At 63.0% G+C, this 23,835-nt stretch carries 20 protein-coding genes and 1 tRNA gene; 20 read left to right on the forward strand and 1 reads right to left on the reverse strand.

The annotated features are described in order from the left end of the window. Positions 1-2 precede the first annotated feature (2 nt). From G4Y73_RS02070 to nuoN, 20 genes are all read left to right on the forward strand, one after another. Positions 3-3,704 (forward strand): AsmA-like C-terminal region-containing protein, encoded by a 3,702-nt coding sequence (locus G4Y73_RS02070; protein ID WP_164228874.1) that lies wholly within the window; start codon positions 3-5, stop codon positions 3,702-3,704. Positions 3,705-3,735: 31 nt separating this feature from the next. After that, entirely contained in the window at positions 3,736-5,166 is a 1,431-nt protein-coding gene (gene tldD, locus G4Y73_RS02075) for a metalloprotease TldD (RefSeq protein ID WP_164228876.1), read from the forward strand. A gap of 46 nt (positions 5,167-5,212) precedes the next feature. Next, positions 5,213-6,592 (forward strand): metalloprotease PmbA, encoded by a 1,380-nt coding sequence (gene pmbA, locus G4Y73_RS02080; RefSeq protein ID WP_164228878.1) that lies wholly within the window; start codon positions 5,213-5,215, stop codon positions 6,590-6,592. A gap of 270 nt (positions 6,593-6,862) precedes the next feature. Then, positions 6,863-7,612: a triose-phosphate isomerase gene (tpiA, locus tag G4Y73_RS02085; protein ID WP_164228880.1), complete on the forward strand. Its 750-nt coding sequence runs from the start codon at positions 6,863-6,865 to the stop codon at positions 7,610-7,612. Between the two features lie 30 nt (positions 7,613-7,642). Beyond that, positions 7,643-8,080, forward strand: a complete 438-nt coding sequence (secG, locus tag G4Y73_RS02090; protein ID WP_164228882.1) for a preprotein translocase subunit SecG — start codon at positions 7,643-7,645, stop codon at positions 8,078-8,080. 35 nt (positions 8,081-8,115) lie between these two features. Next, positions 8,116-8,202, forward strand: a tRNA-Leu gene (locus tag G4Y73_RS02095). Between the two features lie 64 nt (positions 8,203-8,266). Next, a complete protein-coding gene (gene ndhC / locus G4Y73_RS02100; protein WP_164228883.1) occupies positions 8,267-8,623 on the forward strand; it encodes an NADH-quinone oxidoreductase subunit A in 357 nt (118 codons plus the stop codon). After that, positions 8,614-9,159, forward strand: coding sequence for an NADH-quinone oxidoreductase subunit B (locus G4Y73_RS02105; protein WP_164228885.1), 546 nt, complete (start codon positions 8,614-8,616; stop codon positions 9,157-9,159). Before ndhC ends, G4Y73_RS02105 begins: the two co-directional genes overlap by 10 nt. Further along, positions 9,156-9,881, forward strand: a complete 726-nt coding sequence (locus G4Y73_RS02110) for an NADH-quinone oxidoreductase subunit C (protein ID WP_164228886.1) — start codon at positions 9,156-9,158, stop codon at positions 9,879-9,881. The genes G4Y73_RS02105 and G4Y73_RS02110 overlap by 4 nt, the downstream gene beginning before the upstream one ends. Continuing rightward, the gene (locus G4Y73_RS02115) at positions 9,878-11,131 is read left to right on the forward strand and encodes an NADH-quinone oxidoreductase subunit D (RefSeq protein WP_164228888.1); all 1,254 of its coding nucleotides are present in this window, start codon (positions 9,878-9,880) and stop codon (positions 11,129-11,131) included. Before G4Y73_RS02110 ends, G4Y73_RS02115 begins: the two co-directional genes overlap by 4 nt. Beyond that, positions 11,128-11,655: an NADH-quinone oxidoreductase subunit NuoE gene (gene nuoE / locus G4Y73_RS02120; RefSeq protein ID WP_164228890.1), complete on the forward strand. Its 528-nt coding sequence runs from the start codon at positions 11,128-11,130 to the stop codon at positions 11,653-11,655. Before G4Y73_RS02115 ends, nuoE begins: the two co-directional genes overlap by 4 nt. Before the next feature lie 6 nt (positions 11,656-11,661). After that, positions 11,662-12,957: an NADH-quinone oxidoreductase subunit NuoF gene (nuoF, locus tag G4Y73_RS02125; protein WP_164228892.1), complete on the forward strand. Its 1,296-nt coding sequence runs from the start codon at positions 11,662-11,664 to the stop codon at positions 12,955-12,957. Positions 12,958-13,136: 179 nt separating this feature from the next. Beyond that, positions 13,137-15,500, forward strand: coding sequence for an NADH-quinone oxidoreductase subunit NuoG (gene nuoG / locus G4Y73_RS02130; RefSeq protein ID WP_164228894.1), 2,364 nt, complete (start codon positions 13,137-13,139; stop codon positions 15,498-15,500). Next, positions 15,497-16,516: an NADH-quinone oxidoreductase subunit NuoH gene (nuoH, locus tag G4Y73_RS02135; protein ID WP_164228895.1), complete on the forward strand. Its 1,020-nt coding sequence runs from the start codon at positions 15,497-15,499 to the stop codon at positions 16,514-16,516. The genes nuoG and nuoH overlap by 4 nt, the downstream gene beginning before the upstream one ends. A gap of 11 nt (positions 16,517-16,527) precedes the next feature. Further along, a complete protein-coding gene (gene nuoI, locus G4Y73_RS02140; protein WP_164228897.1) occupies positions 16,528-17,016 on the forward strand; it encodes an NADH-quinone oxidoreductase subunit NuoI in 489 nt (162 codons plus the stop codon). Between the two features lie 13 nt (positions 17,017-17,029). After that, on the forward strand, positions 17,030-17,632 hold the full coding sequence (locus tag G4Y73_RS02145; RefSeq protein WP_164228899.1) for an NADH-quinone oxidoreductase subunit J: 603 nt from the start codon (positions 17,030-17,032) through the stop codon (positions 17,630-17,632). Continuing rightward, positions 17,632-17,937, forward strand: coding sequence for an NADH-quinone oxidoreductase subunit NuoK (nuoK, locus tag G4Y73_RS02150; protein WP_164228900.1), 306 nt, complete (start codon positions 17,632-17,634; stop codon positions 17,935-17,937). Before G4Y73_RS02145 ends, nuoK begins: the two co-directional genes overlap by 1 nt. A 192-nt stretch (positions 17,938-18,129) precedes the next feature. Continuing rightward, positions 18,130-20,091 carry an NADH-quinone oxidoreductase subunit L gene (nuoL, locus tag G4Y73_RS02155; RefSeq protein WP_164231174.1) on the forward strand — a complete coding sequence of 654 codons (1,962 nt, stop codon included), beginning with the start codon at positions 18,130-18,132 and terminating at the stop codon, positions 20,089-20,091. Positions 20,092-20,289: 198 nt separating this feature from the next. Beyond that, positions 20,290-21,804, forward strand: a complete 1,515-nt coding sequence (locus G4Y73_RS02160) for an NADH-quinone oxidoreductase subunit M (RefSeq protein ID WP_164231175.1) — start codon at positions 20,290-20,292, stop codon at positions 21,802-21,804. A gap of 6 nt (positions 21,805-21,810) precedes the next feature. Next, on the forward strand, positions 21,811-23,247 hold the full coding sequence (gene nuoN / locus G4Y73_RS02165) for an NADH-quinone oxidoreductase subunit NuoN (RefSeq protein WP_164228902.1): 1,437 nt from the start codon (positions 21,811-21,813) through the stop codon (positions 23,245-23,247). On the opposite strand, the gene G4Y73_RS02170 is transcribed toward nuoN, so the two are convergent. Continuing rightward, a complete protein-coding gene (locus G4Y73_RS02170; protein ID WP_240451119.1) occupies positions 23,244-23,795 on the reverse strand; it encodes a DUF456 domain-containing protein in 552 nt (183 codons plus the stop codon). The genes nuoN and G4Y73_RS02170 overlap by 4 nt on opposite strands. Positions 23,796-23,835 lie beyond the last annotated feature (40 nt).

Genomic DNA, 23,835 nt, shown 5'->3' on the forward strand with positions numbered 1-23,835 from the left:
TATTGAGCCAGTGGCTGGTGGCACTGGTCGCCGCCCTGATTATCGTCACGGCGGTTCTGGTCGGTATCGGCCGCTTGCTGATTCCCTACGCCGATGAACTCAGGCCCTGGCTGGAAATCCGCCTGGCGGAGGGTCTCGGTGAAGAAGTCGAGATCGAGCACGTCGAGGTGCGCTGGCCGCGGCTGACACCGACCATCACCCTGGTGGGCGTGCGTGCCGGTAGTGAAGACGAACCGCTGGCACATGTCGGTCGAGCGATCCTGGAGATGTACCTGCCCGACCTGCTGCGTGCGGACCGCTCGCCGTTCAGGCTGGTCGTGCTGGGCCTGGACCTGGCGGTGGTCGAGGACGATTCGGGGCGCTGGGGTCTGCGCCTGGAACGCGGCGGTGAACTCGGCGGTGGAGCCCAGGGAAGCCAGAGCCTCGGCGGCGAGCTGCTGATCCGCGATGCGCGCGTTCGAGTGCTGCCCCGGGAGCGGCCGGCTCTCGAGATGGTCCTTTCGGAAGGCGTGATTCGCCGCAATACCGAGCGTATGGAGCTGCTGGCCGATTTGCATCTGGCCCTGGAGCCCGAGGCGAAGCTGTCGCTGGCCGCGCGGGCGGGTCATGCCGACGGAAGCGTCGACGAAGTGCTCGGTCGCGCCGGCATCGAGGGGCTGTCGCTGGACTCGACCGGGCTCGCGGCGCTGGTTCCCGGTGGCGTCGAGTTGCCGCCGGATCGACTCGAGGCTGACCTGCGTTTCGGCTGGCGTCGGGGGCAGGGGAGCTGGTCGGCACTCGACTTCGGCGTCACCGGCGACGACGATTTTTCTGTATCGGGGCAACTACGTGCCGAGCGCCGGGATCGACGTATCGATGCGCAATTGGTCAGGCTCGACAGCAGTGGGGAATCGGTTGCGCGGGATATCGTGATGGCCCACGACGCCGGGCTCTGGGCGGCCGACATTCCGGCGCTCGATCTGGCTGCTGTTCACGGAATGCTTGATCGCTGGCTGGGTGGCTGGCAGCACTGGCCGACGCAATTGTCCGGTCGTCTGGAAGCGGTCACCGGCCTGTATCGCCATCCCGGATCCCTGCATCGCCTGTCCGGCCGGGTCGAGAACTTTGCTTTCGATCTGCCGGATGATCGCGCCGCGGTCTCGGGTATCGACGCCGAGCTGGGTATCGTCGGTGACCGCGCCAGTTTCACGCTTTCGGGCAGTCCGGTTATCGACTGGCCAGCGAAGATGCGCCAGCCCATTCCAATTGAAGCGATTTCCGGCCGGGTCATCGTCTCTCCCGGGGCCGTACAGCTTGACGGCATCGCCGGGCGGCGTCCCGAGGCCGAGGCGCGCGCCGATGGCTGGGTCTGGCTCGGCGGCGGCCGTCCTTTCCTGGATTTCCTGGTCGAGGGCGACGTGATCGAACCGGTCGATCCGCGGCCCTGGTTACCGGCCGGGCAAATCCCGCCGCGGGCGCTCGAGTGGCTTGACCATGCGCTGCTGGGCGTGGCTGGCGCAAACGGCGGAATCAATTACCATTTTCGTCTGGGGCACAAGTTCAGAAACTGGTTCGCAGGTGATTTCCAGGCCTGGATCGATTTCGCCGGGGCCGACTTGGACTTCTGGCCCGGCTGGCCGCAGGCTCAGGCCATGAGCGGGCAGGTCGATTTCGTCGGGCGCAGTCTGTCGGGCCGCGTCGAGCGGGGCGAGCTCGGTCAGGTCGAGGTGACCGCCGAGCGTGTGTTGATACCTGACCTGAGCAGACCGGAGCTGACCCTGGATCTGGCCACCGTCGGTGCCCGCGCCGAGGCGCTACGCACATTGATCGCGAGCTTTCCGTTCGAGAACTGGTCGCAGTTCCTCGAGCCCTTGCGCGGCGAAGGGACGCTGAACCTGTCGACCGGCCTGGTGCTGCCGGTTCGCGACATGCCGTCCTGGCAGTTGCAAGGCCGTGCGGTTTTCGACGATACCGTGATCGCCCTGCCGCAGGCCGGACTGGCATTTTCCGGGGTGACCGGAGACGTCGCCTTCGACCGTGACGGCATTGCACCAGCCCGGCTGCAACTTGGAACGGGGGAGGATCAATGGCTGAGTCTCGAGGCGGCATTCGGAGCGGAGGCCTGGATGTCGCTCGACGGTCGACTGTCGCCGGCGAGGGTACTGGCGCCGGATGCGCGCTGGCGGCCGCTGGCCGACAGGCTGTCCGGTGTGAGCGACTGGCGTGCCCGACTCCAGCGGCGGGAGAGCGCCGAGGGCTGGCGGCTGACGCTGGACTCGAATCTCCAAGGACTGGAAAGCGATTTGCCGGAACCGCTGATCAAGGCCGCCGATACCGCCATCGAGCTGTCCGTGGATCTGACTTCCGGCCAGGATGGCCTCGCGCTGGACGCCAGCCTGGCCGAGCGTCTGGCGCTGTCGGCGCGGCAGCGTGCCGGTCAGTGGCAACTGACTGCCGGGCTGGGCCAGCCGGCGCCGGAATTGCCCGAGGGCGATGATTTCGCGGTCGCCGGGTCGCTGGACCGGCTCGATTTGTCGGCCTGGTCTGCTGAGTTGTCCCGGCTACCGGTAGCGCCGACCGGGTCGGCGCCCCGGGGTCGGGCAAGCCTCTCACTCGATAAGCTCGATTACGGCGGAGTGAGCCTGGAGGCCCTGGAGCTCGATCTGCTGCGCGAATCAAACAACTGGAAGCTGACACTCCAGGGCGATTCGGTCAGCGGTGACGTGACCATTCCCGTTCCGCTCGACTCCGGGCGGGTGATGGCCATTGATCTTCAGCATCTGCACCTCGAGGAACTCATCGACGAGGAATCCACTGACCAACTCGAAGCCGCTCCCATGCCGGAGCAGACCGACACCCAGGTGCCCAGCGATGCGCCGCCCATGCACCTGCTGATCGAGGATCTGAGTTATCGCGGGCTGACGCTCGGCCGGGTGCGCATGGAAAGCCATTCCCGGCGCGATGGCGTCGAGTTCGAGCGGATGGAGATCGATGGCCCGTACCTGGAGCTGAGCGGCTACGGACGCTGGATTACCAGCGATGACGGCCCGATCACCCAGTTCGAGGGGCGTCTGATCAGTCTCGACTTCGACCCCCTGCTGAAGTCCTTTGGTTACGAAACCGGCCTGAGTGTCGGTCGCTCACAGATCGAGTTGTCCGGAAGCTGGCCGGGCTCGCCGGCCGACTTTTCCCTGGCCCGTCTCGATGGCGTGCTCGATCTGGACATGTACGACGGCAATATCCCCGAAGCGCGTCCCGGCGCCGGCCGCTTGATCGGTCTGGTCAGTATCAGCACGATTCCGCGCCGTCTGGCGCTCGACTTTCGCGACGTATTCTCGCAGGGCCTGGCTTTCGACCGGATCGAGGGGCGTTTCGAGCTGGCCTCGGGCGTGGCCCGTACCGACGGGCTCAGCATCGATTCACCGGCAGCCGATATCGAGGTTTCCGGCGCGACTGACATGGGGGCGCGAACCTACGATCAGCTCATCGTGGTCGAACCGGGTGTGAGCAATACCCTGCCGATCATTGGCGTGTTGACCGGCGGCCCGGCAGGTGCCGCCGCCGGACTGATCTTGCGCAGTCTGCTCGAGCGTCCACTGCAGGGCATTGCCGAGGCCCGCTACCGGGTAACCGGTTCGTGGGAAGATCCGCAGGTGGAACTGGTCGAGACGCGAGCGGCCGATTTGCCGGACGCCGCCGACTCGGCTGAAGACACTCCGGATTGAAACAAGGACCTAACGACCGAATATCCAACCCATGTATCGACAAGTACTCGACAGCCTGCTGGTTCCGTCCGGCCTGGGCGAAACTGAACTGGAGCTGGCGCTAGGCCGGCTGGTCTCGTCACAGATCGATTTTGGCGAGCTGTATTTCCAGCACCGGCTGGCCGAAGGCTGGGCGCTGGAAGACGGCGCGGTCAAGAACGGCAGCTATGATTCCGACCAGGGCGTGGGCGTTCGCGCCGTCTCGGGTGCCGGAACGGGCTTCGCTTATGCTGATTCGATGGCCCTGCCGGCGCTGCTTGATGCCGCCGGCAGTGCGCGGGCGATTGCCCGCTCCGGAGGCAATGGCATGGTCCGGGTGGGCCGGCCGGTCGACGTGCCGGTACGCTACGGCGCCCATGACCCGGTCGGCGGCGGCAGTTCGGCCGAACGCGTGGAGTTACTGCGCACCATCGACGCCTACGTGCGTTCGCTCGACCAGCGCATCAGTCAGGTCAGCGTCAACCTGGCCGCCAGCCACGAGTCGATTCTGGTCGCGGCCACCGATGGTGTTCTGGCCGGTGATGTTCGGCCACTGGTGCGACTGGACGTACGGGTCCTGATGGAAGAGGATGGTCGCCGCGAGCAGGGCATGTCTGGCGGTGGCGGCCGCTGGTCGCTCGAGGCCGTGATGGAGCCGGAGTTCTGGCAGCAGCACGCGCACGAGGCGGTGCGCATCGCCGCGGTCAATCTCACCGCTGAATCCGCGCCGGCCGGGCACATGACTGTCGTGCTCGGCTCCGGCTGGCCGGGCGTGCTGCTGCACGAGGCGGTCGGGCACGGACTGGAAGGTGACTTCAACCGCAAGGGTATTTCCGCCTTTGCCAACCGCATGGGCGACCGGGTTGCCACCGAGGAATGCACGGTGGTCGACGACGGCACCCTGGCCGACCGGCGCGGTTCGCTCAACATCGACGACGAGGGTACGCCCACCTCGTGTACGACGCTGATCGAGAAGGGGCGCCTGGTCGGTTACATGCAGGACCGGCTCAATGCCCGCCTGATGGGTATGCAGCCAACCGGCAACGGCCGGCGCGAATCCTTCGCCCACTTGCCGATGCCGCGCATGACCAATACCTACATGCTGCCCGGCAAGCACGATCCGGGCGAGATCATCGCCTCGGTCGAGGACGGTATTTACGCGGTCGGCTTCAACGGCGGCCAGGTTGATATCACCTCGGGCAAGTTCGTGTTCGCCGCTTCCGAGGCTTACCGTGTGAAAAACGGCAAGGTCGGCGCCGCTATCAAGGGTGCGACCCTGATCGGCAACGGCCCGGACGTACTCACCCGTGTCGGCATGGTCGGCAACGACCTCGAGCTCGACAGCGGCATTGGTGTGTGCGGCAAGGAAGGCCAGGGCGTCCCGGTGGGTGTCGGCCAGCCCACGCTGAGAATCGACGGACTGACCGTGGGCGGCACCGGTTGACGTATTTGGACCGGCCAACCCTGAATCAACACATGGAATTCGCAGCATGACATCCAGCCAGCTACAGGCTTCGGGCAGCGATTCGCTTGTCCATGACCCCGACCGGGAAACCGAACTGCTGGTCGGTATCGCCCAGCGCGTGCTCGAGCGGGCGAAGGCCGGCGGCGCGGACCAGGCCGAAGTCTCGGTGTCCTCGGGCCTGGCGCGCGAGGCCGGCGTGCGCATGGGTGAAATCGAAACCCTGGAGGAGGCGCGTGATCGTACGGTCCAGGTCACGGTGTACTGCCGTCAGTGCAGCGGCCATGCCAGTACCGGCGACCTGCGGCCCGGGGCGATTGACGAGACCGTCGAGCGGGCACTGGCCATCGCTCGTTACACGCAGCGTGACCGGGCCGCCGGCCTGGCCGAGGCGTCGTTGATGGCCACCGAATTTCCGGATCTGGACCTGTGGCATCCGCATTCGCTGACCCTGGACGACCTCGTCGCCCGCGCCATGGAAATCGAGCAGGCAGGACGGGACGCCGACGCGCGTATCAGCAATTCCGAAGGTGCGAGCGTGAGCAGCGAATCCAGCATTGGAATCTATGCCAACTCGCATGGATTTATCGGCCCCGTGCGCGGCACCCTGTTTTCGCAAAGCTGCGTGTTGATCGCCGGCGACGAATCGGGCATGCAGCGCGACTACGACTGGGACAGCGCGCGCGCCTGGCAGGCGCTGGCTGCACCGGAAGTCACCGGCCGCGGCGCGGCGCTGCGCACGGTTCGGCGCCTGGGCGCCGACCGCATGCCTGGCGGACGCATGCCGGTGCTGTTCGCCCCGGAAGTCGCACGCGGCCTGATCGGCCACCTGGTGGGCGCGGTCTCCGGCGGCAATCTCTACCGGCGCAGCAGCTACCTGCTCGACGCCGTCGGCGAGCCTGTCCTACCCGGCTGGGCGTCGCTGATCGAGCGTCCCCGGCTGAAGGGCGCGGCGAAATCGGCCGCATTCGATGGTGAAGGCGTGGCCACACGCGAGTCGCCCCTGGTCGATGACGGTGTGCTGGCCCGTTACGTGTTGAGCAGTTATTCGGCGCGTCGGCTCGGGCTCGAAACGACGGCCAATGCCGGCGGGGTGCACAACCTCGAGTTCGACGGCGGCAGCCTGGACTTCAATGAGTTGCTGGCCGAGATGGGCAACGGGCTGCTGGTGACCGAAGTGATGGGGCAGGGTGTCAACCTGGTCACCGGCGACTATTCGCGTGGCGCCGCCGGCTTCCGGGTCGAGAACGGCGAGATCGCCCACGCGGTCGAGGAAATCACGATCGCCGGCCATCTGCGCGACATGCTGGGCAAGCTGGTGGCGGCGGGCACCGACATCGATACTCGCCGCAACATCCGCACCGGCTCGCTGCTGATCGAGGAGATGACCGTCGCCGGTGCCGAGTAGATAGCCGCTGGGGTCAGTAGAGTCGAAGAATCGAAGCAACCACGGAATACACGGAAAGCACGGAAGGTCACTTTTTCCGATCGGATGTCATCCGTGTGTTCCGTGTGTTCCGTGTATTCCGTGGTTTCAATTGATATTGAGTTGAACAGGTGATCGTCCACTACACGGATGTGAAGGTCTTGTGGTGGGGGAATTGGCCGCTGAGCGTCGACCCGTCGGTCCAAAAACAGTAGAATCTGCCTCCCTTCCGACGCCTGTGTGGTGAAGACCATGCGCACCAAGCTGATTGCTGGCAACTGGAAAATGCACGGCAGCAAGCCCGAGATTCGCAGCCTGATTGGCGGCATTCTCGCCCGGCTCGATCCGAATCGATCGGCCGAAGTCATGGTGTTGCCGCCTTTCCCCTACCTGCCGCTGGTCGACTCCCTGACCGATGCCACCCCGGTGCTGCTCGGCGCGCAGGATCTGAGCGCCCACGCCAGCGGCGCCTATACCGGAGAAGTCTCCGGCGCGATGCTGTCCGACTGGAACTGCTCGCATGTCCTGGTTGGTCATTCCGAGCGGCGCAGCCGACATGGCGAGACCAGCGAACTGGTGGCACGCAAGTTCGTCGCCGCCCAGGACGCGGGTCTGCAGCCGATTCTGTGCGTTGGCGAATCCCTGGAAGCGCGCGAAGCCGGTCGCACCCGCGAAGTGGTTGGGGAGCAGATCGCTGCCGTCCTCGAAACGGCCGGTATCCAGGCCTTCGCGCGGGCGATCGTGGCCTACGAGCCGGTCTGGGCGATCGGTACTGGCAAGACCGCCAGCCCGGAGCAGGCACAGGAAGTTCACGCGGCGATCAGAGCGCAGCTGGCCGCTGAGGATGCTACAATAGCCGGCCGAGTCAGGATCCTTTACGGTGGCAGCGTCAAGCCCGACAATGCCGCTGATTTGTTTGCCCGAGATGACATCGATGGTGGTCTGATCGGCGGCGCGTCGCTGCAGGCCGAGTCCTTCATGGGCATCTACCAGGCGGCCTGATCCCTAATTGTTTGAAACGAGATTGTTTGGATGTATACGGTTCTGATCGTTTTTCAGGTGTTGGTTGCTGCCGCGTTGGTGGCCATCATACTGGTCCAGAGGGGACCGGGCGCGACCATGGGTGCCGCTTTCGGTTCCGGCGCTTCCGGCACGGTGTTCGGGTCGCGTGGTGCGACCGGGTTCCTGACCAAGCTCACCAGCTGGCTGGGCGTGGCGTTTTTCGGCATCAGTCTGACGATGGCCGTGATGGTGGCGCGCAGCGGCGATATTGGTCAGACCGTCGATGACCTTGGTGTGGCTGGCCAGATAGACGGGCCCGCGGCTGAGCAGGGTGAGGAAGCTGCTGCCGAGGATGCGCCCGAAACGCCCGAGACGGAAGCCGATGATGAATTTCTCGAGGTTCCGGTTGGCGAGGAGGAGGCAACGGATGACCAGTCCGAACCCGAGGAGCCGCCGTCCGCCGGCTGACGACTGCTTTTGATGCTCGTCAAACCATGGACAATGCCGAAGTGGTGGAATTGGTAGACACGCTGTCTTGAGGGGGCAGTGGCCTTTTGGCCGTGCCGGTTCGAGTCCGGCCTTCGGCACCATTTGAACTAGCCGCCACGATGCCATCGCTCGTGCGGCAACAACGATCGACTGGCAGGAATACGGATGCTGGCTGACTACTTTTCGATTCTGCTGTTTCTTGCCATTGCCCTGGGCATGGGTGTGGGCCTGCTGCTGGTCGGCGGCATTCTCGGGCCGCGACGCCCCTCCGCTGAAAAGCTCTCGCCCTACGAATGCGGTTTCGAGGCGTTCGAGGACTCGCGCATGAAGTTTGACGTGCGCTTCTACCTGGTCGCCATTCTGTTCATTATTTTCGACCTGGAAATCGCCTTCCTCTTTCCCTGGGCGGTGGCGCTCGACGCCGTCGGCATGACGGGCCTGGTGGCGATGGGCGTGTTCCTGCTGATTCTGGTGATCGGCTTTATTTATGAATGGAAGAAGGGAGCGCTGGAATGGGAATAAGCGAGATCATGCACAACCCGGTTCCCGAGGGCCAGGTTGACGACATTCTGCGCCCCGGCGGCGACAACCCACTGCTCGAGAAGGGGTTCGTGACCACCAGTGCCGATGCGCTGATCAACTGGGCGCGTACCGGATCGATGTGGCCGGTGACCTTCGGCCTGGCTTGCTGCGCCGTGGAAATGATGCATGCGGCCGCTTCGCGCTACGACCTCGACCGCTTCGGCATGATCTTCCGACCCACCCCGCGGCAGTCGGACGTGATGATCGTGGCCGGGACCCTGGTCAACAAGATGGCCCCGGCGCTCAGGAAGGTTTATGACCAGATGCCCGATCCCAAGTGGGTCATTTCCATGGGCTCGTGCTCCAACGGCGGTGGTTACTACCATTATTCCTACGCGGTCACCCGCGGTTGCGACCGCATCGTGCCGGTTGACATCTACGTGCCCGGTTGCCCGCCGACGGCCGAAGCGCTGGTCTACGGCATCCTGCAGCTCTACAAGAAGATCCGCCGCACCCACACCATCGCCCGATCATGACCCAGTTTTCCTCCCGCAACCAGGCGCTGGCCCAGTCGCTGACAGACATTCTCGGCGAGCGCATTGCTTCGATGACCGAATATCGGGGGCAGCTCACGATCGAGGTTGCACGCGATCACTGGCTTGATGCGGCCTTTCTGCTGCGCGACGAACCTGAGCTGGCCTTCGAGCAACTGATCGACTTGTGCGGCATCGACTACCTCGGCTACGGCGATGACGAGTGGGAAACGGCCGAGGCCACCAGCGAGGGATATTCGCGCGCGGCCGATGCGCTCGGGCCGGGTCGGTTTTCCTGGGAAGAGCGCCCGGAAGCCGGTGAAATTCAGAACCGTTTTGCCGCGGTCGTGCAGCTCTTGTCGATCAGGCACAACCGAAGACTGCGTCTGCGCTGCTTTGCGCCGGACAATGAACTGCCGGTGCTGCCCTCGCTGATCGAAGTCTGGAATTCGGTCAACTGGTACGAGCGCGAGGCCTTCGACCTGTTCGGCATCGTCTTCGAGGGGCATCCGGATCTTCGCCGAATCATGACCGATTACGGCTTCATCGGCCATCCGTTCCGCAAGGATTTCCCGCTGATCGGCAACGTCACCGTTCGCTACGACGAGGACAAGGGCCGAGTGGTCTACGAGCCCGTCGAAATCGAGCCGCGCGTGACCGTGGCCCGCGTGGTGCGGCGCGACAGCCGCTACATTGATCAGAAGCTTGAAGGCACAGGATCGTGAGCGAGATTCGCAACTTCACCATCAACTTCGGGCCGCAGCATCCGGCTGCCCACGGCGTGCTGCGACTCATTCTCGAGCTCGACGGCGAAACGGTGGTCCGAGCCGATCCGCATGTCGGCCTGCTTCACCGAGCGACCGAGAAGTTGGCGGAATCCAAGCCCTACAATCACTCGATCGGATACATGGACCGGCTCGATTACGTCTCGATGATGTGTAACGAGCACGCCTATGTCATGGCCATCGAGAAGCTGCTCGACGTCGAGGCACCGGAGCGGGCCCTTTGGATCCGCACCATGTTCGACGAGATCACGCGCATCCTCAATCACCTGATGTGGATCGGCTCGAACGCGCTCGACCTAGGCGCCATGGCGGTCTTTCTCTACGCCTTCCGCGAGCGTGAGCACCTGTTGGATGTCTACGAGGCGGTTTCGGGTACGCGCATGCATGCCACCTACTACCGGCCCGGCGGCGTCTACCGCGACCTGCCCGAGGAAATGCCCAAGGTGGCCGAATCGCGCTGGCGCAAGGGCAAGGATCTCGAGCGGATGAACCAGTGGCGCCAGGGCAGCCTGCTCGATTTCATCGAGGCCTTTACCGACGACTTTTTCGACCGCGTCGACGACTACGAAACCCTGCTGACCGACAACCGTATCTGGAAGCAGCGTACCGTCGGTATCGGAGCAGTCAGCCCCGAACGTGCGCTGCAACTTGGCTTTACCGGCCCGATGCTCAGGAGCAGCGGCGTCGAATGGGATTTGCGCAAGAAGCAGCCCTACGCCAAGTACCGCGAGGTCGATTTCGATATCCCGGTCGGCACCAACGGCGACTGCTACGACCGCTACCTGGTGCGTGTCGAGGAGATGCGCCAGTCGGCGAAGATCATCAAGCAGTGCGTCGCCTGGTTGCGCGACAACCCCGGTCCGGTCATCGTGCGAGATTTCAAGGTAGCCCCGCCGACACGCGAAGAGATGAAGGACGACATGGAAGCACTCATTCATCACTTCAAGCTATTCACCGAGGGCTACTGTGTACCCGAGGGCGAGACCTACGCTTCGGTCGAAGCACCCAAGGGCGAGTTCGGTTGCTACCTGGTATCCGACGGCGCCAACAAGCCTTTCCGCGTGCATTTGCGTGCGCCAGGTTATGCGCATCTCGCGGCAATGCATGAAATGGCCCAGGGTCATATGTTGGCCGACATTGCGGCACTCATCGCCACGCAGGACATTGTGTTCGGAGAAATCGACCGATGACGGATAACGCGACTGTCAGCCCGGTTGCCGGCAAGGCTGAGCTACTCGACGAGGAGACTCGCCGTGAAATCGATCACTGGCGGGCCAAGTTCCCGGAGGGTATCGAGGGCCGGCGCTCGGCCATTATTCAGGCCCTGGTGGCCGCCCAGCACCAAAACGGTGGCTGGATCAGTGCTGAATTGATGGATGCCGTGGCGGAATACCTGGAAGTGCCTCCGGTTTGGACCTACGAGGTCGCGACTTTCTATTCGATGATCGAGACCGAGCCGGTCGGCCGTCACTCGATCTCGATCTGCACCAACATCTCGTGCTCGCTCTGCGGCTCGGACAAGATCGTCGAGCACGTCGAGAAGAAGCTCGGCACGCGTATCGGCGAGACCACGCCGGACGGCCGCATCTTTCTCAAGCGCGAGGAAGAGTGCCTGGCCGCCTGCGTCGGCGCCCCGATGATGATCGTCGACGGCCACTACCACGAGAATCTCACGCCCGAGAAAGTCGATGAGATTCTGGATGGGTTGGAGTGATGGACCATGGCTGAACACAACGTCTGTTTCACACATCTCGACGAAGAGAACTGCTGGACGCTCGAGGCTTATCGCAAGCACGGCGGCTGGCAGGCCTGGGAGAAGATCCTCAAGGACAAGACCCCCCAGGAAGAGATCATCGAGACAGTCAAGAAATCGGCCCTGCGCGGCCGCGGCGGCGCCGGTTTCCCCACTGGCCTGAAGTGGTCGTTCATGCCGCGCTCGGCACCCGGGCAGAAGTACCTGGTGTGCAATTCCGACGAATCCGAACCGGGCACCTGCCACGACCGCGACATTCTGCGCTACAACCCGCACGCGCTGCTCGAGGGCATGGCCATTGCCGCCTACTCGATGGGCGCCACCGTGGCTTTCAATTACCTGCGCGGGGAATTTCATCACGAGCCGTTCGAGCGCGTCGAGGCCGCCCTCAAGGAAGCCTACGAGGCGGGCTACCTCGGCCGGGATATCCAGGGTTCCGGTATCGATATGGATATCCACAACCTGCTCGGTGCCGGCGCCTACATCTGCGGCGAGGAAACCGCGCTGATGGAGTCGCTCGAGGGCAAGAAGGGCCAGCCGCGCTTCAAGCCGCCGTTTCCGGCCAACTTCGGTGTTTACGGGCGTCCGACCACCATCAACAATACCGAGACCCTGGCCTCGGTCCCCGCGATCTTGCGCAACGGCGGTGACTGGTTCCTGGAACTGGGCAAGCCCAACAACGGTGGCCCGAAGATCTTCTCGGTCTCCGGCCACGTGGCCAAACCGGGCAATTTCGAAGTGCCGCTGGGCACGCCGTTTGCCGAGCTGCTGGAAATGGCCGGCGGGATGCGTGACGGCAACAAGCTCAAGGGCGTGATCCCGGGCGGTTCTTCGATGCCGGTGCTGCCGGCCGATGTCATGATGGACCTGACGATGGACTACGACGCCATCCAGAAAGCCGGCTCCGGCCTGGGTTCGGGCGCGGTGATCGTCATGGACGAGACCACCGACATGGTCGCGGCCTGCACCCGTATCGCGCGTTTCTACTACGCCGAATCCTGCGGCCAGTGCACGCCCTGTCGCGAAGGCACGGGCTGGATGTATCGCATGCTCAAGCGAATCATGGCCGGGCAGGGAAAGATGGAAGACCTGGATACGCTGGCATCGGTCACGACGCAGATCGAAGGCCACACCATCTGCGCCTTCGGTGAAGCCGCCGCCTGGCCGGTGCAGGGTTTCCTCAAGCATTTCCGCGAAGAATTTGAGTACTACATTGAACACGGCCGCTCGATGGTGACCGATAGCGTTGGCGAAGCGGCTTAGGACTTTAATTTGGAACCGCAGATGAACGCAGATGAACACAGATTGAAAAGCAATAGCTTGATCGTTTGCGCGCGCATTGCTCGGCCACAAGCTCGCGCCGGCTTGGTTTCAATGAACTTTATCCGCGTTCATCCGCGTTCATCTGCGGTTTGCACAAATATTCAAACTTCGGACTGACGATGGCTACTGCCGAAAACAAACAGGACGATATCGTCACCATCGAGGTCGACGGGCGAGCGCTCGAGGCGAAGAAGGGCGAGATGATCATCCAGGTGACCGACCGTGCCGGGATCGACATTCCGCGTTTCTGTTATCACCACAAGCTGTCGATCGCGGCCAATTGCCGCATGTGCCTGGTCGACGTCGAAAAGGCGCCCAAGCCGCTGCCAGCTTGCGCCACGCCGGTGGCCGACGGTATGAAGGTATTCACCGAGTCGCGCCGTACCGTCGATGCCCAGCGTGGGGTGATGGAATTCCTGCTGATCAACCATCCGCTCGATTGCCCGATCTGCGATCAGGGCGGCGAGTGCGAGCTGCAGGACCTGGCCATGGGCTACGGCCGCTCGGTGTCGCGCTTTACCGAGCGCAAGCGGGTGGTGCGCGACAAAAACGTCGGTCCCCTGATCGAAACCGACATGACCCGCTGCATCCATTGCACGCGCTGTGTGCGCTTCCTCGAGGAAATCGCCGGCACCTGCGAGCTTGGCGGCATGAGCCGCGGTGAACACCTGGAAATCGGCACCTTCGTCGAGCGCAATATCAACTCCGAGCTGTCGGGTAACGTCATCGACCTGTGTCCGGTCGGCGCGCTGACCAACAAGCCGTTCCGGCACACCGCGCGGCCGTGGGAAATGCGTGCGCGCAAGTCCATCGGCACGCATGACTGCCTGGGTTCGCACTTGTTCTATCACACGCGTGGGTCGAAGATCATGCGCGCCGTGCCGCGCGACAACGAAGCGGTCAACGAGTGCTGGCTGGCCGACCGCGACCGCTACAGCCACTTCGGCCTGCAGTCGGCCGATCGCCTGACCACGCCGCAGCTCAAGGTCGACGGGCAATGGCGCGAAGCGAGCTGGGACGAGGCGCTCAATGCCGCCGCCCGCGCACTCAAGGGCGCCGTCGAGACGCATGGCGGCTCGGAGCTGGGCGTGCTGGTCTCCCCGCGGGCCACTGTGGAAGAGCACTTCCTTGCGGCCAGCATGGCGCGCGCCATGGGCAGCGAGAATATCGATCACCGTCTGCGCCTGCTCGACTTCTCACATCCGCAAGCCGGCCGTGGCCATCTCGATGTGCCGAAGGCAAAGATCGCCGAAGCCGATGCCATCGTTCTGGTCGGCAGCAATATCCGTCACGAACAGCCGATCCTCGGCCATCGTGTGCGTACGGCCTGGCGCCTCAACGGCGCGAAGATCGCCGATCTCAACAGCGTGGCCTGGGACTTTCATTTTGACCTGGCCGAGCGCCTGATCGTGCCGCCGCAGGCGATGGTCGACACCTTCGCCCGGCTGGCCAAGGCCGCCGCCGACCTGACCGGTGCGAAGGAGCCCGAGGGCAAGCTGGGCGAGTTCATCGCCGCGCGCCATCCCGAGCCGGAAGTCCAGCAGGTCGCGAGCATGCTCAAGGACGCCGACTCCGGCGTGCTGCTGCTCGGCGACCAGGCGCTCAATCACCCCGAGGCCGGCTGGCTGCGACAGATTGCCGAGTGGCTGGCCCAAGCGCTGGAAGTCGCCCTGGTGGTGCTGCCCGGCCCGGCCAACAGCATGGGCGCCTGGGCTGCCGGCAGCGTGCCGGGGTCCGGTGGGCTCAATGCCCGCGCCATGATCGAGAAGGGCCGGCAGGCCTACCTGCTGTGGGATCTCGAGCCTGATTTCGACCTGGCCGATCCGGCTGCATCGAAGCGGGCGCTCGAAGGCGCGGCCTCGGTGGTTGCGGTCACGACTTTTGACAACAGCGTATTGCGCGAAACGGCCAATGTGCTGTTGCCGCTGGCGCCGCTGCCCGAGACCGCCGGCAGCTGGATCAATGCCGACGGTCATCGCGAATGGCTCGAAGCGGTCGGAAAACCCCCTGGCGAAGCCCGTCCAGGCTGGAAAATCCTGCGCCGACTGGGTGAGCTGGCCGGTGCCGATGGCTTCGATTTTGACACGCTCGAGTCCGTGACCGAGCGGGCGCTGGCGGCCGAAGCAATCGATCCCGCGCATGACAAACTCATCGACCCGTTCGAGGCCGAGGGTGAAACGCTGTGGCGAACGGGTGAAGTGCCGCTCTATGCCGGCGACAGCCTGCAGCGCCGAGCGCCGGCGTTGCAGCAAACCAATCAGGCAGGCCCGACCGCGGTACGTGTCCATCCGGCCACGGCGCGACGCCACGGCCTGGAAGGCGCCGAGCGGGTACGCGTTGTCCAGGGCAAAGCCAGCACCGAAATGGCGCTGGTCATCGACGCCCGTGTTGCTCCCGGCGCGGTCGGCTTGCCGGTGGCCGTCTGTCCGGTCAGCGAACTGGGCGCCGGTGGTGGCGAGATCAGCCTGGAGGTGTCGGCATGACCGAGCAGTTGACCACCCTGCTGTGGACCGTAACGAAGATCATGCTGATCATCTTCCCGGTCACCATCGCCGTGGCCTACTACACCTATTTCGAACGCAAGGTGCTCGGCTACATGCATGCCCGCCGCGGCCCGAACCGCATCGGTCCGTTGGGGCTGCTGCAGCCCTTTGCCGACGTGGTGAAGATGCTGTTCAAGGAACTGATTGTTCCGGCCAACTCCAGCAAGTTCCTGTTCGTGCTTGCCCCGCTGCTGTCGCTGGCACCGGCCCTGACCGCCTGGGCCGTTGTGCCGTTCGATGACTGGCTGGTGTTGGCCGACATCGATGCCGGGCTCCTGCTGGTGCTGGCGCTGACCTCGATGGGTGTCTATGGCATCCTGCTCGGCGGTTGGGCGTCGAACTCCAAGTACGCGCTCATGGGGGGGCTGCGCGCGGCCGCTCAGACGGTTTCCTACGAAATTGCAATGGGCTTTGCCCTGGTCGGCGTGATCGTGCTGGCCGGCACGCTCAATCTGACTGCGATCGTCGAAGCCCAGTCCGGCAACATCTTCACCTGGTACTGGCTGCCGCTACTGCCACTGTTCGTGATCTACTTCGTTTCCGGCGTGGCCGAGACCAACCGTGCGCCCTTTGACGTGGCCGAGGGTGAATCGGAGATCGTGGCCGGATTTCACGTCGAATACTCCGGTGCCGGCTTTGCCGTGTTCTTCCTGGCCGAGTACGCCAACATGATCCTGATCTCGGCGCTGGCGGCGCTGCTGTTCATGGGTGGCTGGCTGTCGCCGTTCGCCGGCCTCCCGGTCGTGGGCGACACGCTCCTCGGCGAGGGCGGCGTGCACTGGTTCCTGGCCAAAACGGCTTTCTTCTGCTTCCTGTTCCTGTGGTTCCGGGCAACCTTCCCGCGCTATCGCTATGACCAGATCATGCGCCTGGGCTGGAAGGTCTTCATTCCGATTACCATCGTGTGGATCATGGTCGCCGGCGTGTTTCGCGTGATGGGCTGGTTCGGAGGCTGATCGAGGTTCTTATGCAAGCGATTACCCGATATCTTCGTTCGCTGATGCTGCTCGAGCTGTTTCGCGGCATGGCGGTGACCTGGCGCTTCGGCGTGGCGCCCAGGGATACACTCAACTATCCGGAAGAAAAGACACCCAAGTCACCGCGCTATCGCGGTCTGCATGCGTTGCGACGCTATCCGAACGGTGAAGAGCGTTGCATTGCCTGCAAGCTCTGCGAGGCGGTCTGCCCGGCCCTGGCGATCACGATCGAGTCACACAATCGTGACGATAACACCCGGCGTACGACCCGGTATGACATCGACCTGTTCAAGTGCATCTACTGCGGTTTCTGCGAGGAGTCCTGCCCGGTCGACTCGATCGTGCTCACGGACATCGGTGAGTACCACATGGAGCACAAGTCGGAAAAGGTGGTCGACAAGCAGCAACTGCTGGCCATCGGCGATCGCTTCGAGGAAAGCATCGCTGCCAACCGCGCGCAAGACGCTCCTTTCCGTTAAGGGTCTGACTGGTATGCCAATCATCGAAATCGTCTTTTACCTGTTCAGTACCGTCCTGGTCCTCTCGGCGCTCAGTGTCATCACGGTGGGCAACCCGATTCATGCGGTACTGTTTCTTATACTCAGTTTCTTCTCGGCAGCCTGCATCTGGGTGCTGCTGCAGGCCGAGTTCCTGGCCATCACGCTGGTGCTCGTCTACGTCGGTGCGGTCATGGTGCTGTTCCTTTTCGTCGTGATGATGCTCGACGTCAATGTCACGCCGGTCAAGGAAGGCTTTACCCGCTACCTGCCTGCTGGAGTGCTGGTGGCGCTGGCCATGGCCGTCCAGTTGTTCCTGGTGGTCTGGACGCGCGGCATGGAGGCCGTTCCGCTACCCGCGGCCGAGGGTGACGACTACAGTCACACCAGCGCGATCGGTGAGCTGCTCTATACCGAATATCTCTACGCCTTCGAAATTGCAGCCGTACTGCTGCTGGTTGCCATCATTGCAGCTATTGCACTGACCCATCGCCGGCGTCCGGAGAGTAGACGCCAGGATCCGAGTCGCCAGGTGCGTGTCAAGCGCGACGAGCGCCTGCGCGTGGTCAAGATGAAAAGCGAAGGGGAGGATGCCTGATGCTGACACTGGCGCATTTCATCACCCTTGGTGCGGTCCTTTTCTGCATTGCCGTGGCCGGTATTTTTCTCAATCGAAAGAACGTGCTCATTTTGCTGATGTGCATCGAGTTGATGCTGTTGGCGGTGAACATGAATTTCATTGCTTTTTCCCGCTTCCTCGATGTGCTCGACGGCCAGGTGTTCGTGTTCTTCATCCTGACCGTGGCCGCGGCCGAGGCCGCCATCGGCCTGGCGCTGCTGGTGGTGCTGTTCAGAAACCGCCGCTCGATCAGCGTCGAGGATATCGCCGACCTTAAGGGTTAATTTTGTAACCGCAGATTTCGCAGATTAGCGCAGATTTATATAAAGAAAAATCATGAAGATGAGTTCGGAGAAAACACTTATGCGATCACCGATTTGGCAAACAGTCATGGCAAATCGGTCTTTCGCTAATCAGCGTACATCTGCGAAATCTGCGGTTTCAGGAACTCGTGCATGCGGGGAGATCTTGTGAGTATTGAGACCGTACTGCTGTTGATACCGTTGCTGCCGCTGGTCGGCAGTGCCGTGGCTGGTTTGTTGCGTCACCAGGTCGGTCGTGCGGGCGCGCACTGGATCACCATCCTTGCGGTGGCCGGTTCGGCTGCGCTGTCGGCGTACGTGGCCTGGCAGGTCTTCTTCAACGGCCTGCCGGTGATGGACTACACCGTCTACACCTGGGCGGTGACCGACGGTATCCGCTTCGAGGTCGGATTTTTGGTCGACAGCCTGACCGCCCTGATGATGACGGTGGTGACCTTCGTGTCACTGATGGTGCACATCTACACCATCGGCTATATGCACGACGATCCCGGCTACCAGCGCTTCTTCGCCTATATCAACCTGTTCACTTTCGCCATGCTGATGCTGGTGATGGCCAATAACTTCCTGCAGCTGTTTTTCGGCTGGGAAGCCGTTGGCCTGGTGTCCTACCTGCTCATCGGCTTCTGGTTCAAGAAGGACACGGCCGTGAAGGCCAACCTCAAGGCCTTCCTGGTCAACCGCGTCGGCGACTTCGGCTTTCTGCTCGGCATCGCTGCCATTGTGGTCTACATGGGCTCGCTGCATTACGGCGAAGTGTTCGCCCGGGTGCCTGAAGTCGATGGCACCACCATCAGCCTGTTCGGAAGCAGCGAATGGTCACTGATGACGGTCATATGCATCTGCCTGTTCATCGGCGCCATGGGTAAATCCGCGCAGGTGCCGCTGCACGTGTGGCTGCCCGACTCGATGGAAGGCCCGACGCCGATTTCGGCCCTGATTCACGCCGCCACCATGGTCACTGCCGGCATCTTCATGGTCGCGCGCCTGTCGCCGATCTTCGAGACCTCGGAGGTGGCCCTGAGCTTCATCCTGGTCATCGGCGCCATCACCGCCCTGTTCATGGGCCTGGTCGGTATCGTCCAGAACGACATCAAGCGCGTGGTCGCCTATTCGACCCTGTCCCAGCTCGGCTACATGACCGTGGCCCTCGGGGCTTCGGCCTACTCGGTGGCGATCTTCCACCTGATGACCCACGCCTTTTTCAAGGCGTTGCTGTTCCTGGCCGCCGGCTCGGTCATCATTGCACTTCACCACAAGCAGGACATGCGCGAGATGGGCGGCCTGGGCAAATACATGCCAATCACCGCCGCCACGGCCTGGATCGGTTCGCTCGCCCTGATCGGCTTTCCATTTTTCTCCGGCTTCTTCTCGAAGGACCTGATCATCGAGGCGGTCCACTATGCTGATCGCCCCGGCGCCGGATTCGCCTACTTCGCGGTCATGGCAGGCGTGGTGATCACCGCGCTGTATACCTTCCGCATGCTGTATCTGACTTTCCACGGGCCGACGCGCATGGACGAGGAAACCCGTTCGCATGCGCACGAAACGCCCGCGGTGGTGACCGTCCCGCTGATCCTGCTGGCCATCCCGTCGCTGGCGATCGGCTACTTTACGGTCGAGCCGCTGCTTTTCGGCGGCGCCATGGCGGACTCGATATTCGTGCGCGAGGCCAATGATGTCGTAGCCAATAATCTCGCCGGCAAGTTCGATCACGGCGTTCTGGCCTTTGCCCTGCACGGTTTCCTGACGCCGGTGTTCTGGCTGGCCATGCTGGGCGTGGGCATATCGACCTACGTTTACCTGTTCAATCCAGGCCTGGCCGATTCGGTCAAGCAGCGCTTCCATGCCGTGTGGAAGCTGCTCGACAACAAGTACGGTTTCGACGACCTGTACCAGAAGATTCTGGCCGGCGCCGGGCTGAGCATTGCTTCCGGACTGTCGCGCGGCGGTGACCGCACCGTCATCGACGGCTGGATGGTCAACGGTTCGGCCCGGATGGTCGGCCGCATGTCGGCCGCGCTGCGCCAGCTACAGTCCGGCTTCCTGTTCCACTACGCTTTCGTCATGGTGGTCGCGCTGGTCGCGCTCGTGGCGTCGTTCGTTCTGCTCCGCTGAGGTTGAGCTCACCATGTACATGACTGCTTCTACTACGACGTACCCAGGCCCTGCATCTGCGGCACTTCACTCGGTCGCGAATCCTCAACGTACCTGTCAGTACGCCTGCGGTTCGCTTGGTCGCGAATTGCCGCATCTACAGGGCCTGGATCCGTCTCGCGACGAATCAGTCATGCACATGGCGAGCTAAAGGACTAACTGATGTTGGATTGGCCACTGCTGAGTCTGCTGACCTGGATTCCGATTGCCGGCGCGGTTGTTGTCGCGGCGCTGGGTGAGCGCACACCCGAGTTGGTGCGTCCGCTGGCGCTGATGATCGCGCTGGTCACTTTCGGCCTGTCGCTGTTGCTGTATGTTGGATTCGATGCAACGAGTGCCCAGATGCAGTTCGTTGAAAAGACGAGCTGGATCGAGGCGTTCAACATTCACTATCATCTCGGTATCGACGGACTGTCGCTGCCGCTGATCCTGCTCAACACCCTGATCTGCGTGCTGGTTATCGTCGGTGGCTGGCGCATCACTGACCGTCCGCATCAGTACATGGCTGCATTCCTGATGTTGCATGCGCTGATGACCGGCATGTTCGCCGCGCTCGATGCCATCCTGTTCTACGTCTTCTTCGAAGCCATCCTGGTGCCGATGTTCCTGATCATCGGCATCTGGGGCGGGCCCAACCGGATCTACGCCACCATCAAGTTCTTCCTGTTCACCTTCTTCGGCTCGGTGTTCATGTTGATCGCGTTGCTGTGGCTGTACCTGGATTCGGGCAGCTTTGCCGTCGCCGACCTGCAGCAGCACCCGTTTTCCCTGACCGCGCAGATCTGGGTCTTCCTCGCCTTCCTGATCGCTTTTGCGGTCAAGGTGCCGATGTGGCCAGTACATACCTGGTTGCCGGACGCGCACGTTGAGGCGCCCACCGGTGGTTCGGTAGTGCTGGCCGCCGTGATGCTCAAGATCGGCGGCTATGGTCTGCTGCGCTTTGCGTTGCCGATCGCGCCCGATGCGGCCGCTTACCTGGATTGGCTGGTCATCGCCCTGTCCCTGATCGCCATTGTCTATATCGGCTTCGTCGCCCTGGCCCAGAGCGACATGAAGAAGCTGATCGCCTACAGTTCGATCTCGCACATGGGCTTCGTCACGCTCGGCATGTTCCTGGCGTTCGCCATCTCCCGCAACACCGGTGAAGTGACCGGCGCCGGACTGGGTATGTCGGGCGCCATGGTGCAGATGATCTCGCACGGCTTCATCTCGGGTGCGATGTTCCTGGCCGTCGGTGTGCTCTACGACCGGGTCCACAGCCGCGAGATTTCGGCCTACGGTGGCGTGGCCAACACCATGCCGTGGTTCGCCATGTTCGCGGTGCTGTTCTTCATGGCCAATTCCGGCCTGCCGGGCACGTCCGGATTTGTCGGCGAATTCATGGTGATCCTGGCCGCCTTCCACGCCAGTTTCTGGTTTGCCTTTGCCGCGGCCATGACCCTGATCCTGGGCGCGGCCTACAGTCTGTGGCTGGTCAAGCGTGTGTTTTACGGTGAGGTGGCCAATGACAACGTAGCCACGCTCAAGGATCTGGACGGCCGCGAGTGGTTCATGCTGACGGTCCTGGCGGTCTTCACGCTGGGCCTGGGTCTGTGGCCATTCCCCCTAATCGAACTCATGGAGCCCTCGATCCAGAACCTGGTCGAGCACATCATGCAGAGCAAGACTGGATAACTCGACATGACGATCGCTGAACTGCAACTGGCGCTACCCGAGATTTTCGTGCTCAGCATGGCCTGCGTGATCCTGCTGGCCGACCTGTTCATTTCCGACGAACGGCGTGGGCTGACGCATACCCTGGCGGTGGTGACGCTGATTTTCGCCACCATCCTCAGCCTGCGGCTGATGATGCCTTCCGGTGAAACGGTCTACGCCTTCAGTGAGAGCTTCGTGCGCGATCGGTTTGGCGACGTCCTCAAGGTCTTCAGTTACCTGATCTTTATCGGGGTATTTGTCTACGCCAAGCACTACCTGCGTTCGTTCGGTCTGTTCAAGGGTGAGTTCTACACACTCAGCCTGTTCGCATTGCTGGGCACCATGGTGCTGATCTCCGCCGGCTCCCTGCTGACCATCTACCTGGGCCTGGAACTGCTGACCTTGTCGAGTTACGCGCTGGTCGCACTCGATCGCAATTCCATGCAGGGCTCGGAGGCGGCGATGAAATACTTCGTGCTCGGCTCGTTGGCCTCGGGGCTGATGCTGTTCGGCATGAGCTTCATATTCGGGGCGACCGGCAGCCTGGCCCTGGGTGAGCTCTCCACGGCACTGAGCGCAGGTGTGGGCGAGGACATGCTGCTTTCCTTCGGCCTGGTCTTCATCGTTCTCGGGATTGCCTTCAAGCTCGGGGCGGTGCCGCTGCACATGTGGATCCCCGACGTCTACCACGGAGCGCCGTTACCGATCACGCTGTTCTTGAGTTCCGTGCCCAAGTTGGCGGCCGTGGCGCTGGCGATTCGCCTGCTCGACAATGGCATGATCGCGTTGCACAGCGAATGGCAGGGCATGCTGGTGGTGCTGGCCGCGCTGTCGATGATTCTCGGTAACGTGGTCGCCATTGCCCAGTCCAATATCAAGCGCATGCTGGCCTACTCGACCATCGCCCACGTCGGTTTCATCCTGCTGGGCCTGCTGCCGGCCACGCCCGAGGGCTATGCCGCCGCCATGTTCTACGCCATCGCCTACGCCATCATGTCCGCCGGCGCCTTCGCCGTGCTGATCCTGCTGTCGAACAACGGCGTCGAGGCCGAGAACCTCGACGACGTCAAGGGCCTGGCCCGGCGCAACCCCTGGCACGCGCTGATGATGCTGATGATCATGTTCTCGCTGGCCGGCATTCCGGTTTTCGTCGGATTCTTCGCCAAGTGGCAGGTGATCGCCGCGGCCCTTTCAGCCGGTTATACCGGACTCTCGATCATCGCCGTCGTCACGGCTGTGATTGGTGCCTTCTACTACCTGCGCGTAGTCAAGCTGATGTACTTCGACGAGCCGGACAACCCCGAGCCGGTCACCGCCCCGGTCGACTTCCGCGCGGTGCTCACCATCAACGGCGTGGCCATGCTCGCCCTGGGGATCTTCTCCGGCGGGTTGATCAGCCTGTGCGTGAGTTCGTTCGTTTAAAGCCACCAGGCCAGCGCGAACCAGACCACCATGATCGCCCCGATGGCCGCACCGGCCACGGTTCCGACCACGACACCGATGCTGGCGCCAAAGCCGGCGCGAAGCGAATCATCCAGGTTGGCTTTCCCGGCCATGTGGCCGAGCACGGCGCCCACGAACGGGCCGAGCAGAATCCCGATGATGCCGAAGAACAGACCGACCAGCAGTCCAAGGGTGGCGCCGAGGATTGCGTAGCGGCCGGCGCCGAATCGTCGGGCACCCTCGGCGGTGGCGATGAAGTCGATCAGCACCGACAGAACGGTCAGGAAGGCGAGCCACAGGAGCGTACCCCAGCCGACGTGCACGAAGCCGTCCAGCCAGGCCATCAGCACCAGTCCCAGCAGCACGATCGGCACACCGGGCAGTATGGGGAGAATGGTCCCGGCCAGGCCGATGATCACCAGCAGGACCGCCAGCACCCAGCCTGGCCAGATCAACAGTTCCCAGCTCAACCATTCCATGGACAGCGCGTCCTTTCTGTTCTCGGGGATCCAATACAGACGCATCATCGCATGATCCGCATTTGCCCGGCCTGTCCCATCGGTCATA

Origin of the sequence: Wenzhouxiangella sp. XN201 (assembly GCF_011008905.1) — a bacterium.
Lineage (GTDB): Bacteria > Pseudomonadota > Gammaproteobacteria > Xanthomonadales > Wenzhouxiangellaceae > Wenzhouxiangella.

Bases quoted from the DNA above. Each gene is read 5' to 3' on its own strand.
- pmbA (WP_164228878.1), top strand. From the start codon at position 5,213: ATGACATCCAGCCAGCTACAGGCTTCGGGCAGCGATTCGCTTGTCCAT.
- G4Y73_RS02170 (WP_240451119.1), bottom strand. From the start codon at position 23,795: ATGATGCGTCTGTATTGGATCCCCGAGAACAGAAAGGACGCGCTGTCC.
- secG (WP_164228882.1), top strand. From the start codon at position 7,643: ATGTATACGGTTCTGATCGTTTTTCAGGTGTTGGTTGCTGCCGCGTTG.
- nuoE (WP_164228890.1), top strand. From the start codon at position 11,128: ATGACGGATAACGCGACTGTCAGCCCGGTTGCCGGCAAGGCTGAGCTA.
- tpiA (WP_164228880.1), top strand. From the start codon at position 6,863: ATGCGCACCAAGCTGATTGCTGGCAACTGGAAAATGCACGGCAGCAAG.
- G4Y73_RS02145 (WP_164228899.1), top strand. From the start codon at position 17,030: ATGCCAATCATCGAAATCGTCTTTTACCTGTTCAGTACCGTCCTGGTC.
- nuoI (WP_164228897.1), top strand. From the start codon at position 16,528: ATGCAAGCGATTACCCGATATCTTCGTTCGCTGATGCTGCTCGAGCTG.
- G4Y73_RS02110 (WP_164228886.1), top strand. From the start codon at position 9,156: ATGACCCAGTTTTCCTCCCGCAACCAGGCGCTGGCCCAGTCGCTGACA.
- tldD (WP_164228876.1), top strand. From the start codon at position 3,736: ATGTATCGACAAGTACTCGACAGCCTGCTGGTTCCGTCCGGCCTGGGC.
- nuoF (WP_164228892.1), top strand. From the start codon at position 11,662: ATGGCTGAACACAACGTCTGTTTCACACATCTCGACGAAGAGAACTGC.
- ndhC (WP_164228883.1), top strand. From the start codon at position 8,267: ATGCTGGCTGACTACTTTTCGATTCTGCTGTTTCTTGCCATTGCCCTG.
- nuoG (WP_164228894.1), top strand. From the start codon at position 13,137: ATGGCTACTGCCGAAAACAAACAGGACGATATCGTCACCATCGAGGTC.
- nuoH (WP_164228895.1), top strand. From the start codon at position 15,497: ATGACCGAGCAGTTGACCACCCTGCTGTGGACCGTAACGAAGATCATG.
- nuoK (WP_164228900.1), top strand. From the start codon at position 17,632: ATGCTGACACTGGCGCATTTCATCACCCTTGGTGCGGTCCTTTTCTGC.
- nuoN (WP_164228902.1), top strand. From the start codon at position 21,811: ATGACGATCGCTGAACTGCAACTGGCGCTACCCGAGATTTTCGTGCTC.
- G4Y73_RS02105 (WP_164228885.1), top strand. From the start codon at position 8,614: ATGGGAATAAGCGAGATCATGCACAACCCGGTTCCCGAGGGCCAGGTT.